This window comes from Pseudomonas sp. GD04019 (assembly GCF_029837695.1).
In the GTDB taxonomy this organism is placed as follows: Bacteria; Pseudomonadota; Gammaproteobacteria; order Pseudomonadales; family Pseudomonadaceae; genus Aquipseudomonas.
Genome location: NZ_JAOEEA010000012.1, coordinates 1 through 15,293, shown reverse-complemented (window position 1 = coordinate 15,293; position 15,293 = coordinate 1). Strand labels below are relative to the sequence as shown.

At 67.8% G+C, this 15,293-nt stretch carries 18 protein-coding genes; 14 read left to right on the top strand and 4 right to left on the bottom strand.

The genetic code is table 11. The features are described from left to right. Nucleotides 1–17 precede the first annotated feature (17 nt). Both N7607_RS18220 and N7607_RS18215 read right to left on the bottom strand, forming a co-directional pair. A complete protein-coding gene (locus N7607_RS18220) occupies nt 18–866 on the bottom strand; it encodes a TauD/TfdA family dioxygenase (protein ID WP_279867222.1) in 849 nt (282 codons plus the stop codon). A gap of 10 nt (nt 867–876) precedes the next feature. Then, on the bottom strand, nt 877–1,857 hold the full coding sequence (locus N7607_RS18215) for a quinone oxidoreductase (protein ID WP_279867220.1): 981 nt from the start codon (nt 1,855–1,857) through the stop codon (nt 877–879). 215 nt (nt 1,858–2,072) lie between these two features. Between N7607_RS18215 and N7607_RS18210 the strand changes: the two genes are divergently transcribed. The 7 genes from N7607_RS18210 to N7607_RS18180 all read left to right on the top strand — a co-directional run bounded on the left by N7607_RS18210 (nt 2,073) and on the right by N7607_RS18180 (nt 8,605). After that, nucleotides 2,073–3,410, top strand: a complete 1,338-nt coding sequence (locus N7607_RS18210) for a DUF3300 domain-containing protein (RefSeq protein WP_279867219.1) — start codon at nt 2,073–2,075, stop codon at nt 3,408–3,410. 15 nt (nt 3,411–3,425) lie between these two features. Beyond that, entirely contained in the window at nt 3,426–4,316 is an 891-nt protein-coding gene (locus tag N7607_RS18205; RefSeq protein ID WP_279867218.1) for a DUF2950 domain-containing protein, read from the top strand. Nucleotides 4,317–4,426: 110 nt separating this feature from the next. Next, nucleotides 4,427–4,864 carry a hypothetical protein gene (locus N7607_RS18200; protein ID WP_279867217.1) on the top strand — a complete coding sequence of 146 codons (438 nt, stop codon included), beginning with the start codon at nt 4,427–4,429 and terminating at the stop codon, nt 4,862–4,864. A 3-nt stretch (nt 4,865–4,867) separates the two neighbouring features. Further along, nucleotides 4,868–5,218 (top strand): VOC family protein, encoded by a 351-nt coding sequence (locus N7607_RS18195; protein WP_279867216.1) that lies wholly within the window; start codon nt 4,868–4,870, stop codon nt 5,216–5,218. Nucleotides 5,219–5,408: 190 nt separating this feature from the next. Further along, the gene (locus N7607_RS18190; protein WP_279867215.1) at nt 5,409–6,851 is read left to right on the top strand and encodes a methyl-accepting chemotaxis protein; all 1,443 of its coding nucleotides are present in this window, start codon (nt 5,409–5,411) and stop codon (nt 6,849–6,851) included. Nucleotides 6,852–6,871: 20 nt separating this feature from the next. Further along, nucleotides 6,872–7,465 carry a YdcF family protein gene (locus tag N7607_RS18185; RefSeq protein WP_279924035.1) on the top strand — a complete coding sequence of 198 codons (594 nt, stop codon included), beginning with the start codon at nt 6,872–6,874 and terminating at the stop codon, nt 7,463–7,465. A gap of 132 nt (nt 7,466–7,597) precedes the next feature. Further along, nucleotides 7,598–8,605: an alpha/beta hydrolase gene (locus N7607_RS18180; RefSeq protein ID WP_279867213.1), complete on the top strand. Its 1,008-nt coding sequence runs from the start codon at nt 7,598–7,600 to the stop codon at nt 8,603–8,605. 286 nt (nt 8,606–8,891) lie between these two features. On the opposite strand, the gene speE is transcribed toward N7607_RS18180, so the two are convergent. Further along, on the bottom strand, nt 8,892–9,752 hold the full coding sequence (gene speE, locus N7607_RS18175; protein ID WP_279867211.1) for a polyamine aminopropyltransferase: 861 nt from the start codon (nt 9,750–9,752) through the stop codon (nt 8,892–8,894). A gap of 113 nt (nt 9,753–9,865) precedes the next feature. After that, a complete protein-coding gene (locus N7607_RS18170) occupies nt 9,866–10,048 on the bottom strand; it encodes a PLD nuclease N-terminal domain-containing protein (RefSeq protein WP_279867210.1) in 183 nt (60 codons plus the stop codon). Nucleotides 10,049–10,284: 236 nt separating this feature from the next. Between N7607_RS18170 and N7607_RS18165 the strand changes: the two genes are divergently transcribed. From N7607_RS18165 to N7607_RS18135, 7 genes are all read left to right on the top strand, one after another. After that, nucleotides 10,285–10,551, top strand: coding sequence for a hypothetical protein (locus tag N7607_RS18165; protein WP_137972742.1), 267 nt, complete (start codon nt 10,285–10,287; stop codon nt 10,549–10,551). A 132-nt stretch (nt 10,552–10,683) separates the two neighbouring features. Then, a complete protein-coding gene (locus N7607_RS18160) occupies nt 10,684–10,968 on the top strand; it encodes a DUF1652 domain-containing protein (protein WP_279867209.1) in 285 nt (94 codons plus the stop codon). Between the two features lie 10 nt (nt 10,969–10,978). Beyond that, nucleotides 10,979–11,671 (top strand): YetF domain-containing protein, encoded by a 693-nt coding sequence (locus N7607_RS18155; RefSeq protein ID WP_279867208.1) that lies wholly within the window; start codon nt 10,979–10,981, stop codon nt 11,669–11,671. Continuing rightward, complete coding sequence (locus N7607_RS18150) at nt 11,668–12,759, top strand: DNA topoisomerase IB (RefSeq protein WP_279867207.1); 1,092 nt, start codon at nt 11,668–11,670, stop codon at nt 12,757–12,759. Before N7607_RS18155 ends, N7607_RS18150 begins: the two co-directional genes overlap by 4 nt. Nucleotides 12,760–12,831: 72 nt before the next feature. Next, entirely contained in the window at nt 12,832–13,827 is a 996-nt protein-coding gene (locus N7607_RS18145) for a DJ-1/PfpI family protein (RefSeq protein WP_279867419.1), read from the top strand. A gap of 33 nt (nt 13,828–13,860) precedes the next feature. Further along, a complete protein-coding gene (locus N7607_RS18140; protein WP_279867206.1) occupies nt 13,861–14,106 on the top strand; it encodes a DUF1272 domain-containing protein in 246 nt (81 codons plus the stop codon). A gap of 7 nt (nt 14,107–14,113) precedes the next feature. Beyond that, nucleotides 14,114–15,280, top strand: coding sequence for an MFS transporter (locus tag N7607_RS18135; RefSeq protein ID WP_279867417.1), 1,167 nt, complete (start codon nt 14,114–14,116; stop codon nt 15,278–15,280). Nucleotides 15,281–15,293 lie beyond the last annotated feature (13 nt).

Here is a 15,293-nt window from a genome sequence, read left to right as displayed (position 1 = left end):
AATGGGGATGTTGCGACTCAGAAGGTCTTGTCGCCGATGATGCCGGCGCGCTCCATCTTGCGATGGCAGGGTGGGTAGTCCATGACCGCGTAGTGCTGGGTGCTGCGGTTGTCCCAGATCGCCACGCTGTTGGGCTGCCAGCGCCAGCGCACCTGGTACTCCGGGATGTAGGCCTGGCTCACCAGGTAGCGCAGCAGGTCGCTGCCGCCCATGCTGTAGTCCTGGCCGTAGCGCACATGCTCCGGGGTATGGAAGTTGCTCAGGTGGGTGGCGAAGGCGTTGACGAACAGCACCTTCTCGCCGGTCTCCGGATGGGTGCGCACCACCGGGTGCTCGGCATCCGGGAACTGCGCCTTGAGCGCCAGGCGTTTCTCGATCGGCATCGCCGCACCGAAGCTCGCCTCGATGCTGTGCCGCGCACGCAGGCCGGCGATGCGCTGCTTCACCTCTTCCGGCAGCTTCTCGTAGGCCAGCGCCATGTTCGCCCACATGGTGTCGCCGCCCACCGGCGGGCACTCCACGCAGCGCAGCACGCAGCCCATGGGCGGCGCCTCGCGCCAGGTGGCGTCGGTGTGCCAGGCGTTCTCGTAGCGGTCGTTGGGCGCATCCGGCGACTTGTAGATGCGCACCAGGCCCGGGTGGTCCGGGTCGCTGCCGGCCACCGGATGGTCCTCCAGCTCGCCGAAGCGCCGGGCGAAGGCCACGTGCTCGGCGCGGCTGATGTCCTGGTCACGCAGGAACAGCACCTTGTGCTTGAGCAGCAGCGCCTTGATCTCGGCGAACAGGTCGGCGTCGCGGGAGGCGTCGCCCAGGTTGACGCCGATCAGCTCGGCGCCGATGGCGCAGGTCAGTTGTTCGACTCGCATGGCGGCCTCCTCAGATGACGAAGATCGACGATCCGGTGGTCTTGCGCGACTCCAGGTCGCGGTGGGCCTGCACCGCGTCCTGCAGGGCATAGTGCTGGTTGATCTCGATGCGGATCCGGCCGCTGCCGACCAGGCCGAACAGTTCCTCGGCCAGCTCCGCCTTCTCCGCCGGGTCGGCGATGTAGTCGGCCAGCGCCGGGCGGGTCATGTACAGCGAACCCTTCATCGCCAGCAGCTGTGGGTTGAAACCGTCGATCGGACCCGAGGCGGTGCCGACGCACACCAGCAGGCCGCGGCGCTTGAGCGAATCCAGCGAGCCCATGAAGGTGTCCTTGCCGACGCTGTCGAACACCACGTCCACGCCACGCCCGCCGGTGAGCTGGCGCACGCGCTGGGCGACGTCCTCATGGCTGTAGTCGATCACCTGGTCACAACCGTGGGCACGCGCCACTTCGGCCTTGGCCGCGCTGGACACGGTGCCGATCACCGTCAAACCGAGCAGCTTGGCCCACTGCGAGACGATCAGGCCGACGCCACCGGCGGCGGCGTGCAGCAGGATGCTGTCGCCCTCGCGGAAGGCGTGGATCTTCTTCATCAGGTAGGCCGAGGTCAGGCCGCGCATGGTCATGGCCGCGGCGGTCTCGAAGGCGATGGTCTCCGGCAGCCTGATCAGCGGCGCGGCCGGGATCAGGCGCTCGGTGCTGTAGGCGCCGAGGGTATTGATGAAGCCGGTGTAGGTGACCCGGTCACCCACCGCCACGTTGTCCACGCCCTCGCCCAGCGCCACCACCACACCGGCCGCCTCGACGCCGATGCCATTGGGCAGCGGAATCGGGTAGGTGCCATTGCGGAAGTAGGTATCGGCGTAGTTCAGGCCGACGGCGACGTGGCGAATGCGCACCTGACCAGGGCCGGGCTCACCGACCTCGACGTCCTCGTAGCGCAGCACTTCCGGACCCCCGGCCTCATAAAAACGGACGGCTTTGGCCATGCCTGTTCTCCAGTCTTGTTATTAGCCACCAATAGCGTGGATCGGACTGTAGAACCGGCCTCTGGAGGGTGCTTCTCATCGCACGACAGGAGCTTTTCATTTCATGACATGCGCCTGGCAGCGCCCCGCGCCTGCACTCCTGTCGAACTGGCCTATGCTAGGCAGAGCGCGGCGATAGCCGCCTACGGTTGCGCCTGCGCGCAAGGAGAATCGCCATGCGTATTCACCCGTCCCTGAGCCTGCTGGGCCTGCTCCTGGCCCTGCTCGTCAGCCCCGTGCCCGCCGCCGATGGCGAGAACAGCGCGCCCAGCGAGCAGGTCTTCAGCAACGAAGAACTCGACCAGATGCTCGCCCCGCTGGCCCTGTACCCCGACGCCCTGCTGGCCCAGGTGCTGATGGCCGCCACCTACCCCGGCGACGTGGCCGACGCGGTGACCTGGTCGACGGAGCATCCGGACGCCAGCGGCGACGATGCCGTGCGCCAGGTGTCCGACCAGCCCTGGGACCCCAGCGTGCAATCGCTGGTGGCCTTCCCCGCCGTGCTGATCACCCTGGGCCAGGACCCCGCCTGGGTGCAGAAGGTCGGCGATGCCTTCCTCGCCAGCCCCGACAAGGTGATGGACTCGGTGCAGCGCCTGCGCCGCCAGGCCAAGGAAGCCGGCAACCTGGAATCCAACGAGCAGCAGAAGGTCAGCGAGCAGCCGGCCGCAGCTTCTACCCAAGTGACCAGCAGCGGCGGCGGCAGCCAGCAGACCATCATCATCGAGTCGGCCGATCCGCAGGTGGTCTACGTGCCCAGCTACAACCCCACGGTGGTCTACGGCACCTGGCCCTACCCGGCCTATCCGCCGGTCTACTACCCACCGCCCCCGGGCTACTACTTCGGCTCCGCGGTGGTGGCCGGCATCGGCTTCGCCGCCGGTGTGGCGATCATCGACTCGCTGTGGGGCGACTGCGACTGGGGCGGTGGCGATATCGACATCGACGTGGACCGCTACAACAACATCAACAGCAATCGCCAGATCAACACCGGCGACAGAACCTGGAAGCACAACGCGGTGAACCGCGACGGCGTGCCCTACCGCGACCGCGCCAGCCGCGAGCAATACGGCCAGCGCCTGGCCAACGGCGAGCAGCGCCAGGACCTGCGCGGCCGCGACCCGGCGCGCGTCGCCGACCGCGAACGGGCGCGGCAGAGCCTGGAGCAGCGCGGCTTCGACAGCCCGGCCACTAGCAACCGCCAGGCCCGCGAAAGGGCACAGACCGCCAATCGCGACATGCGCAACTCCGATCAGCTGCGCCAGCGCGCCCAGTCCAGCCAGCGCGGCACGGCGCAGAGCCGGCAACAGGCCCGTCAGCAGCACGCCTCGTCGCGCGGCGCCCGCGACAACGCCTTTGCCGGCGCCCGTACACCGGACAGGGAGCGCGCCTATCAGCAACGCGGCCAGGCCAGCCGCGCCGCCGCCAGCCGCCCGCAAGCGGCGCGCGCCAGCGGACGGGCGGTGAGCCGCCCGGCCATGTCCTCGTCCCGCGGCGGCGCCAGACGGCGCTGATAAGGAGACCCGCCCATGCACGCGATCCAGAGCCTCACCCTGCTCACCCTGCTGGCCCTACCCGTGCAGGGACTGCACGCCCAGCAAGCCTTCCCCAGCCCCGAGGAAGCCGCCGCCGCCTTCGTCGCCGCCCTCGGCACCCAGCAGGCCGATGCGACGCGCCTGGCGGCGCTGCTCGGCAACGACTGGCGCAGCTACATCCCGCGCGATGGCGTGGAACGCGAGGATGTCGAGGCCTTCCTCGCCCTGTACCGGGAAAAGCACGAGATCCGCCCCGAAGCCCGCGACCGCTCGCGCCTGGTGGTCGGCAACAGCGCCTGGGAGCTGCCGCTGCCATTGGTGCGCGGCAGGGACGGCTGGTTCTTCGACACCCGGGCCGGCGGCGAGACCATTCGCCTGCGCCGCATCGGCCGCAATGAACTGGCCACCCTGCAGGCGGTACGCGCCTACCACGATGCGCAGATGGACTACGCCGAGATCGACCGCGACGGCGACGGCGTCCTGGAATACGCCCAGCAGTTCGCCAGCAGCGACGGCCAGCACGACGGCCTGTACTGGCCCGACCAGCCGGGCGTGGAAGAAAGCCCGCTGGGGCCGCTGTTCGGCGACGAATTGCCGGACGGCGACTGGCACGGCTACCGCTACCGCATCCTCGAGGCCCAGGGGCCCTCGGCCCCCGGCGGCGCCTACAACTACCGGCTCGGCGACAACATGAGCCGCGGCTTCGCCCTCGTCGCCTGGCCCGCCGACTACGGCAACAGCGGGGTGATGAGCTTCATGATCAGCCATGAGGGCGAAGTGTTCGAGAAGGACCTCGGCCCCGAGGGTGACAGGCAGGCGCTGGCCATGGCCCGCTTCGACCCGGACGACAGCTGGCAGGAAGCGCCGAAGGACGCGACCCCATGACCCGGCCGAGTGCCTGAACCCATCGAGGTAGCAGACATCCGCGGCGATGCCTGCTAGGTTCTGCCGCACCAATGGACCCGGCGCGCAGCGCCCTCGATCAGGACGATTCCATGCGTGCCCTCTGCCTCCTTGCCGCCCTGCTACCCGCCCTCACCCAGGCCACTGGCCTGCAACTGGATCACCGTGACGGCGAGCAGCGCTTCTATCGCGGCCAGCTCGCCCTGAGCGGCGAATACAGCTACCGCCCCCACGACGAAATCAACTCGCAGCTGTGCTTCTTTGCCCAGGGCCCGAGCGCAGCCGCCATTCCCCGTGACGCGGACGACGCCCGCCTGCCCTGGTTCTGCTTCACCAACCAGCAACAGGCCTTCGCCCAGCTCGGCGTGCCGGCACAGCTGCCCAGCGGCAAGTGCGTGATCGCCGGCACCGCGCGCATCCTGGTCTCCGCCTACAAGGTCGACACCCGCGCCATGGAGGTGTCCGACCTCGCCCACCTGGATGCGGTCCAAGAAGTAGGCGCAGCCGACCTGCAACCCTGCGAGGAATAAGCCATGCACCAGCACCACGGCATCAACTACCTGGAAATCCCCTGCCGCGAACCCGAGGCGAGCAAGGCCTTCTTCGCCCAGGTGTTCGGCTGGAGCTTCGTCGACTACGGCCCGGACTACAGCTGCTTCGTCGGCGCCGGCATCGACGGCGGCTTCTTCCGCGCGGCGCTGGACTTCGCCAGCGACCGGGGCTGCCCGCTGATCGTGCTGTACAGCGCCGACCTCAATGCCACGCAGAATGCGGTGGAGGCGGCGGGCGGACGGATTCTCAAGCCGGTGTTCGCCTTCCCCGGTGGCCGGCGCTTCCACTTCGCCGATCCCAGCGACAACGAGTACGCCGTCTGGTCGGAATAAGGCGACTTTCCTGCCTTTATGGGCGACGAAACGGCCGTTTCTGGCGCCTTGTCGCCAATTGTTCGCCGCCAGTGATTTGACTGGTTAATCTGACTGCAGGCCATGTGCCACCAGTCAGTTCAGCCAGTTTCAAGTCACGACCCACTTCGCCGATACGTTCGGCAAACCAACAAGAACGGAGCCAACTCCCATGCAGCAAGGGCTGTTAGCCACACTCATGCCCCAGACCGAGCAGGACCCCAGCGATCAGCTGATGAGCCGGATGCTGGCCTTCTTCTGCCTGTGCGGCCTCACCATCGGCCTGTACAGCGGCATCAAGTGGGGCCGTCTGGGCAACGATGCGCTGGTGCAGGGCTCGCTCCTGCTGATCATCGGTATGCCGCTGGCCCTGCTGATGCTGCGCCAGGCCTGGCTGCCGGCCCGCGCGGTGGTCAACTTCGCCATGGCGCTCATCAGCAGCTACGCGATGATCCTCGTCTACCAGCTCGGCGGTTTGCACTCCGCGCACATCTTCTGGCCTCTGGTGGTGATCGGCTTCGCCTATCTGCTGCTGGGCGGGCGTAGTGCGGCGTTCTGGAGCCTATTGCAGCTGGTCTTCGTGTTCTGGCTGATCCGCCTGGACCGCTCCGGCGCTGCCCTGCCGCAGTTCGAGCTGAGCGCGCGCGACGCCATGGTCAATGAATACTCGGGCTACCTGCTGCCGGTGATCACCATGTGGCTGGCCCAGTGGTACAGCGCCCGGGTGCGCCAGCAGGCGCTGGATGGCGCACAGCAGCACCTGGACGAGGCCGAGCGGGTCGGCAAGGCGGCCACCGCCGGCAGCCAGCAGCTGGCCAGCCTGCTCGACGAGGTGCGCCACAGCGCCGGCGACCTGCGCCAGCTGTCGCAGCAGCTCTACCGCACCCTCGACAACATGCGCCAGCGCTGCCAGAGCATCGACGGTGACGTGCAGCAGCAGGCAGAGGCCATGCACCAGCTCGACCTGGCCGTGCATGAAGTGCTCGCCAGCCTGGCGCAGAGCACCGCGCACATGCAGCAGCTGAGCCAGGACACCCAGCACAGCAGCGGCCAGGTCAACGCCTGCGCCACGCGTATGCAGCAGGCCCAGGACAGCATGCAGGCGATCCAGGCGAGCAACCAGCGCATCGCCGAATCCATGCAGATGATCAGCGCCATCGCCCAGCAGACCAACCTGCTGGCACTCAACGCCGCTATCGAGGCGGCCCGCGCCGGCCAGCACGGGCGCGGCTTCGCCGTGGTCGCCGACGAGGTGCGCTCGCTGTCCCAGCGCAGCAACCAGACCGCCGACACGGTGCAGAGCGTGCTCGGCCAGTCCGAGCAGATCGTCAATACCGGCGCCGCGCAGGTCAGCGACGTGGGCGAGGCCCTGGCCGAGAACGCCAGCCTCACCGCCAACCTCTCCGGCGCCATCCTCGAACACAGCCAGGCGCTGGATCAGGCCCACCACCAGCTGATCCAGGTGCGCGACCACAGCGCCGCACAACGCGAGGCCAGCCAGCGCCAGCGCGCCGCCAGCGCCGAGCTGCTCAGCGCCCAGGAGTCGCTGGTCAGCCTGGGCGAGCATCTGGAACAGCTGTCGCAACAGCTGCATCAGCGGGTGGAACAGCGCTGAACCTGCCTCGCCACATGGGCATGCGCCTGGCGCTGCCAGCGCTGCTGATCGGCGCAGTCGCCACGGCAGCGCTGCAGATTGCCCGCTACGCAGCCGAGCCAGCGCCTGCCAAAGTCGATGCGGTGATCGTGCTCGGCGCCGCCGTGTGGCAGAACCAGCCATCGCCGGTGTTCGAGGAGCGGATCAAGCATGGCATCCAGCTGATCCGCAATCAGGCCGCGGACTACCTGATCCTCACGGGCGGTATCGGCATCGCGGATGCGCACGCCGAATCCGCGGTCGCCCACCAGTACGCCCTCGCCGCCGGGGTTCCGGCCCAGCGCATGCTGACCGAGGCGGTCTCCACCGTCACCGCCGAAAACCTGGCCCAGGCCTGCGCCCTGATGAAACAGCACGGGCTCGACAACGCGCTGATCGTCAGCGATCCCCTGCACATGAAGCGGGCGATGACGCTGGCCCGGGACATCGGCATCACCGCCTACGCCGCACCGACGCCCACCAGTCGCTATCGCAGCTGGCACACCAAGGCCGAATCGCTGGCCTACGAGACGTTCTTCTACCTCTCCCACCTGGTCATACGGCTCACCCCCGCGGCGCCGCGCTGCGCCGGCTAGGCATGCTTGCGACGCTCTAGATCGGAGCTGCGCGGCTCTCGCCAAGGAAACATCCGGGAACAGTGCCAGGCTTTCTCGACTGCGGGGAATTGTCCTAAAAATGCCGCACTTCCCATCGCCAGGACTCTCCCCATGCCCAGGTTGAACTCCACTCTGCTGTGCGCCGCCCTGCTTGCCAGCAGCACTGCCATCCATGCCGCTACGCCGAGCTACGGCGAACAGCTGGAAGGCTTCGATTATCCCCATCCGCAGCAGCGCTTCGCGTTCCAGTCCCAGGGACAGAGCCTGTCCATGACCTACATGGACGTCGCCGCCAGGGGCCAGGCGAACGGCCATACGGCTGTGCTGCTGCACGGCAAGAACTTCTGCGGCGCCACCTGGGAACAGACCATCAAGACCCTGAGCGACCAGGGCTACCGGGTGATCGCGCCGGACCAGGTCGGCTTCTGCGCCTCCAGCAAGCCGCGCGGCTACCAGTTCAGCTTCAACCAGTTGGCGCTGAATACCCAGGCCCTGCTGGAACAGCTGGGCGTGGCCAAGGTCACGCTGATCGCCCACTCCATGGGCGGCATGCTCGCCGCACGCTTCGCCCTCAACCATCCGCAGAGCGTGCGGCAACTGGTGCTGGTCAATCCCATCGGCCTGGAGGACTGGCAGGCCGAGGGCGTGCCCTATGCCAGCATCGACCAGCTCAACCAGGGTGAGCTGAAGGCCAGCTTCGAGAGCATCAAGAACTACCAGCTGAAGTTCTATTACAACGGCCAGTGGAAGCCGGAGTACGAGCGCTGGGTGGACATGCAGGTCGGCCTGTACCACGGCAAGGGCCGCGAGATCGTCGCCTGGAACCAGGCGCAGACCGCAGAGATGCTGTTCAGCCAGCCGGTGATCCACGAGTTCGGCCGCATTCAGGCACCGACCCTGCTGCTGATCGGCGGCAAGGACCGTACCGCTCCCGGCGCCAATCGCGCGCCCAAGGCGGTCGCCGAGCGCCTGGGCGACTACCCGGCGCTGGGCCGCAAGGCCGCCGCCGCACTGCCGAACGGCACACTGGTGGAATTCCCCGAGCTCGGTCATTCACCGCAGGTCGAGGCACCCGAGCGCTTCCACCAGGCGCTGCTGAAAGGCCTGATCACGCTGTAGAGCGCTCGGCCGCGCCCCTGCCTCGAGCGTGAAGAAAGCCGGCATCTGCCAGCTTTTGCGCTTCTGGACGGCGCCTGCGCTGCTGCCGTGGTGCACGCCCACTTTCGCACCAGGTATACGCCCCCATCCCGAGCGCGCCGGGCGGCTGGCAAGCCGTCGGCGAACAGCGCTGGCAATGCGCCGAAGAGCGGCACAGGCGCTATCCGAGCCGTGAGCGCCCCGGCGATCAGCCCGTGGCAGAAACGAAAAAGCCGGCATTCGCCGGCTTTCTCACTCACCCATCACATCAGTCGTTGCTCGGCTTGCTCACCGCTTGCAGCACGTACTGCGGCAGGGCGAAGGCGCCCAGGTGGATTTCCGGGTTGTAGTAGCGGGTGACGATGCCGCTGCCGGCGAAGCGCTGGCGCAGGGTGTCCAGTGGCAGTTTGCGGTAACCGGCGGAGGTAGCCCCCCAGGCGAAGGTCATGCTGCCGCCGATATAGGTGGGCACGGCGGCCATGTAGAAGTGCCAGTCGGCGAACAGGCCATCCATGCGTCCGGCGGTGGTCTGTACGCCATCGAGCTGCATGAAAGGCGTGCCGTTCTGGGTCACCAGGATGCCGCCGTCATTCAGGCAGCGCCGGCAGGCCTGGTAGAAGTTCTCGGAGAACAGCACCTCGCCCGGACCGATCGGGTCGGTGGAGTCGGAGATGATCACGTCGAACTTCTCCGTGGTGGTCGCCACGAAGTTCATGCCGTCGTCGATCACCAGGTTCAGCCGCGGGTCGTCATAGGCGCCGCAGCTGTGGTTGGGCAGGAACTCCTTGCACATGTCGACCACGGTGCCGTCGATCTCGACCATGGTGATGCTCTCCACGCCGCGATGCTTGCGTACCTCGCGCAGCATACCGCCGTCGCCGCCGCCGATGATCAGCACGCGCTTGACGTTGCCGTGGGCCAGGATCGGCACATGGGTGAGCATCTCGTGGTAGATGAACTCATCGGCCTCGGTGGTCTGGATCACTCCGTCCAGCGCCATCACCCGGCCCATGCGCGCGTTCTCGAAAATCACCAGGTGCTGGTGCTCGGTGCGCACCTCATGCAGCAGCCTGTCCATGCGAAAGCGCTGGCCATAGCCGTCGTAGAGAGTTTCTTGGTAATCGCTCATGGGTGGCCCCGTCGTCGCTGGTGGAATCGGACGGACCAGGCCCGCCCATGAAGAAGGCGCGCATTGTAAGGAGATACGCCCGACGGCTCCAGCCGGGCGAACAGGCGGTGGGGTCAGAACTTCATGTTGCCGCGTGGGCCCATCAGCGCCCAGATGATCAGGCCGATCACCGGCAGCAGCGCGATCAGCGCCACCCAGAGCACCTTCTTCAAGGTGTCGGCATTGCTTTTCACCACGTTGATGATCGCCCAGATATCCAGGGCAAAGATGATCAGCGAGATAAGACTGTACAACATGGTGTCACTCCTTGTGTGGGCTGCATGGCAGCTAGGATAACCAGCGCAACGGCACCTTCGCAAAGCTCGTCACAGGGCACAAAGCCCCGAAAAACGCCAACATGCGACATATATCTATGTTTTTACGACAGCATGTGACTCCAAGGTCAGGTTTCGCCATCAACAGTTCACAGGCCGCGGCAATACGTGCTTTCGCTGGCCAGATCGCACACTGGGCATCCTTGGAGAACAGACCCATGAACACCTCGCTCCGCGTCAACGAAGCTCTTCTGATCGCCGGCCGCGCCTTCCAGCCGTTCCAGTGCGTCGCCTGGCAACCGCAGGACGGTACCGGCGTGATCACCCTGGCGGTGATCGACCGCACCAACCGCCGCCTGAGCCAGGCCCAACTGGACAGCCGCACCTACGCCGACCCGGCGCAGCTGGCCGACGCACTGGCCCAGTCCCGCGAGCAGATCAGCCGCCAGGGCTATTCGCTCGATCCCTGGAGCATGCCCGAGTAACACTCCGCTCGCCCCGGCCTGCCGCCAACAGAAGCCCCCTGCGCCCTCCGGCCCAGGGGGCTTCGCTTTTCTGTACGAACCTAACGGCTGCCGCCCCGTCTACTCACTAACAGCCACAGACGGAGGCACCGCATGAGCACCGCCCTCAGCCTCGAAGAGGCCCTGCATATCGTCGAACAGGCCTTCCTGCCACACGCCTGCGAAACCCGGGCGGACCGCGAGGACGCCAGCTTCTCCTTCCGCGTGTTCGATGACAGCGATGTCGAACTGCTGTCCCAGGCCCACGTGGCGCGCTCGCAATATGGCGACCCGGCGCGCCTGGCCGGCCTGGTCGAACTGGCGCGTCTGGAACTGAGCAAGGACGGCTACGAGTTGGCGCCCTGGTCCATGCCCTGGAGCAACCCGCAAGTCGGCTGAGGAGGTACGCATGGAAGCTTTCGACTGGCAACGCATGCTGCTGGATGACTTTCCCCTGGCGTTTCTCGGCGAGGTCGCCCTGCGCGCAACGTGTGCCTACCTGGCCGTGTTCATCTTCCTGAAGGTTTCCGGGCGCCGCGGCGTGCGCCAGCTGTCGCTGTTCGAGCTGGTGGTGATCCTCACCCTCGGCTCGGCCGCCGGCGACGTATCGTTCTACGACGACGTGCCGCTGCTGCCGGTCTTCGTGGTGTTCGCCACCCTGTTGTTGCTCTACAGCCTGACCACCCGCCTGATGAAGCGCAGCCCGCGCTTCGGCAGCTGGGTCGAGGGCAAGCCGGTGGTGATCATTCGCGATGGCCTGTACGAGCTGGGCTCCCTAGAGGCACAGAACATCTCCAGCGACGAATTCCACATGGAGTTGCGTCGCGGCGGCGTGCAGCACCTGGGTCAGGTGCGCCTTGGCATCCTCGAGGTGGATGGCGATCTGAGCCTGTACTACTTCCCCGCCGAGCAGACCCGAAGCGGCCTGTCGGTGCTTCCGGAAGAACTCAACCCGACCTACCGGCACGTTCCCAGCGAGGGCCTGTACGCCTGCAACCGCTGTGGCAACCCGCAACCGCTGCAGGCGGGACAGGCTGCCACCTGCCCGCGTTGCGGCGGCGAGCTGTGGAACCAGGCCCTGGACTGGAAGCGCGAGCCATGAGCGAACAGGAACCGCCGCTGGCCAGCGGCACCCGCCCGCTGCCAGCCGACGAGCGCGAAGACACCGGCACCGCGCTGTGTCCCGCGTTGCCGCCGGACCTGGTGTATGTCGATGACCGCCAGGCCGGCATCAGCCGACGCAAGCTGCGCGGCCACTTCGTCTACTTCGACAGCCATGGCGAGCGCATCCGCGACGCCGACGAGATCAAGCGCATCAACGCCCTGGCGATTCCGCCGGCCTATACCGACGTGTGGATTTGCCCCGACCCGCGCGGCCATCTGCAGGCGGTCGGCCGCGACGCCCGCGGACGCAAGCAGTACCGCTACCACCCGCGTTGGCGCGAGGTGCGCGACTGCAACAAGTACGAACGCCTGCTCGAATTCGGTCGCGCCCTGCCCGCCCTGCGCCGCCAGGTGGAAGAACACCTGGCCCTGCGCGATCTGGGCCGCGACAAGGTCATGGCCACGGTGGTCGCCCTGCTCGACTCGACCCTGATCCGCGTCGGCAACCCGCAGTACGCGCGGGACAACAAGTCCTTCGGCCTCACTACCCTGCGCAACCGGCACGTCGAGGTGGCCGGCGCCGCCATCCGCTTCCACTTCCGCGGCAAGAGCGGTATCGAGCACCGCGTCAGCCTGACCCACCCGCGCCTGGCCCGGGCGGTGCGGCGCTGCATGGAGCTGCCCGGCCAGCAGTTGTTCCAGTACCTGGACGACGCCGGCGAGCGTCGCGGAGTCAGCTCGGCGGACGTCAACCAGTACCTGCAGTGCCACGCCGGCAGCGACTTCACCGCCAAGGACTATCGCACCTGGGCCGGCAGCGCCCTGGCCCTGCAGCGCCTGCGCGAATTACGTCCGAGCAGCGACAGTGAGGCCAAGAGCCAGGTGGTCGAGGTCACCCGCCAGGTTTCCCGCCTGCTCGGCAATACCCCGGCCATCTGCCGCAAGTGCTACATCCATCCGGCGGTGATCGATGCCTTCCTCGACGGCAGCTTGGCTGCACTGCGCGCCGCCAAGCCACGCCAGGGCCTGCGCGAGGAAGAGAGCCTGCTGCTGCGCTTTCTGGAAAGACTGGCCAACGCTGACTGAGCGACTGGCCATATCTGTGGGGTGATTGTCCTTGTTGCCAGAACAGGGCGAGCGCAGACTCGCCACAAGCTTCTGGAGAACCCCATGCGCACCATCGCCAGCCTGATCTACCCCGATGTGATGAGCCTCGACGTGACCGGCCCGCTGCAGGTATTCGCCTCGGCCAATGTCGAGCTACGTCGCCAGGGCCAGGCCGAGGCGTATCGCCTGCTGGTGCTGGCCGACGAGGCCGGTCCGCTGGCCACTTCCGCCGGCTTCCGCCTGGTCGCCGACCAGGCCTGGCGTGACTGCGATCCGGCCGGGCTGGATACCCTGCTGATTCCCGGGGGCCTGGGCGAGACCGCGCAATGCGCCAACCAGCCGCTGCTGGCCTGGCTGCGCCACGCCGAGCCGCAGATCCGCCGCCTCGGCTCGGTGTGCTCCGGCGCGCTGATCCTGGCCGCCGCCGGTTTGCTCGACGGCCGCCGCGCCACCACCCACTGGGCCGACGTGGCAGCCCTGCGCTGCCACGAGCGCATCGAGGTGGACGGCGATCGCCTGCACACCTACGACCCGAGCGGTCGCGACGGCGATCCCCATGTGTTCACCTCGGCCGGCGTCACCGCCGGCATCGACCTGGCCCTGGCGCTGGTCGAGGCTGATCTGGGCCGCCCGCTGGCCCTGGCCGTGGCCCGGCGCCTGGTGATGTTCCTGCGTCGCCCCGGTGGCCAGGCGCAGTTCAGCGCCCTGCTCGCCCCGGATGCCAGCCGCACCCCGCGCCTGCTCGGCCTGCTGGAGTGGATGGCGCAGAACCTGGCCGCCGACCTATCGCTGGAAGCCCTGGCGCAGCAGGCCCATCTTTCCGCGCGCAGCCTGTCGCGGCTGTTCGTCCAGGAACTGGGCATGGGCCCCGGTCGCTACGTCGAGCAGTTGCGCCTGGAGTCGGCGCGCCTGCTGCTGCAGGACGCCGGCGCCTCGATCGGCACCGTGGCGCGGCTGACCGGCTTCCGCCACCCGGAAAACCTGCGGCGCACCTTCCACAAGCACCTGTCGGTGAGCCCCCAGGACTATGCCGAACGCTTCGCCTGACCCAATCCACCTCGCGAACCAAGGAGAACCACCATGCTGCAACTGCGCCCCGGCTGCGAATGCTGCGACCGCGACCTGCCACCCGATTCGCTGGATGCGCGCATCTGCTCCTTCGAATGCACCTTCTGCGTCGACTGCGCGGAAGACCGCCTGCAGGGCACCTGCCCGAACTGCGGCGGCGAGCTGGTACGCCGGCCGATCCGCCCCGCCGCCAAGCTGGCGCGCTCGCCCGCCACCAGCGAACGCACCGTCAAGCCCGCCGGCTGCGTCCAGGACTGACACCATGCTGCTTCTGCGCAACCCCACCTTGCTGCGTCTGTTCATCGCCCAGGCCCTGTTCTGGAGTTGCGCGATGATCGGCATCACGCTGACCTCGCTGGTCGGCCTGCAGCTGGCGCCGCTCAATGGTCTGGCCACCTTGCCCCTGGCCTTGCTGGTGCTCGGCTATCTGCTGGCGACCCAGCCGCTGTCGGCCTTCATGCAGCGCCGCGGGCGCCGCGCTGGCCTGTTGCTCGGTGCTGGAGCCGGTGTGCTCGGCGGCCTGCTCAGCGCGCTGGGCGTGTGGCTGGCGGACTTCTGGCTGTTCTGCCTGGGCGCCCTGCCCATCGGCGTATACCAGGCCTCGGCCATGTATTACCGCTTCGCCGCCCTGGAGGCGGTGGACGACGCGCACAAGGGCCGCGCCACCGCCTGGGTGATCGGCGGCGGACTGTGCGCCGCCCTACTGGCACCGACGCTGACCCTGTGGGCCCGCGATGCCCTGGAGCGCCCCTTCGTCGGTGCTTACCTGCTGGTCTCGCTGCTCGCCGCGCTGGCCATCGCCCTGCTGGCCGGCCTGCGTCAGGGCGCGCTACCGCCGTCCGCCAGTCGTGGCCTGGCCGCGATGCGCGAGCTGCTGGCACGACCAGTAGTGCGCAGCGCCATGCTTATCACCGCCATCGGCAACGGGCTGATGGTCCTGGTGATGAACGCCACGCCGCTGGCCATGAGCTTCTGCGGTCTGCCGCTGGAAGCGGGCGCGGAGGTGATCCGCTGGCACATGGTCGGCATGTTCCTGCCGGCCTTCGTCGCCGGCCCGCTGGTGGATCGCCTGGGGTGCAAGCGTGTGGCGCTACTGGGCATCGCGCTGCTGACCGCCAGCGCTGTTATCGCCCTGAGCGGCGAGCTGCAGAGCCACTTCCTGGTCTCGTCGCTGCTGCTCGGCATGGGCTGGAACCTGATGCTGGTGTCCGGCACCACCCTGCTCGGCCAGGGTCACTCCGCCGACGAGCGCGGCCAGGCCCAAGGACTGATGGAACTGGGCAACGGCAGCGTGGCCGCGGCCGCCTCGCTCGCCTCGGGCGCACTGATCAGCGGCCTGGGCTGGAGCCCGGTGAACCTGGCGATGCTGGGTTTGCTGGTAGTGGCGCTACTGGCCCTGGTCGGCGGGGCCCGGCGGACGCAGGCAGCCTAGAAGCCTGTAGCCA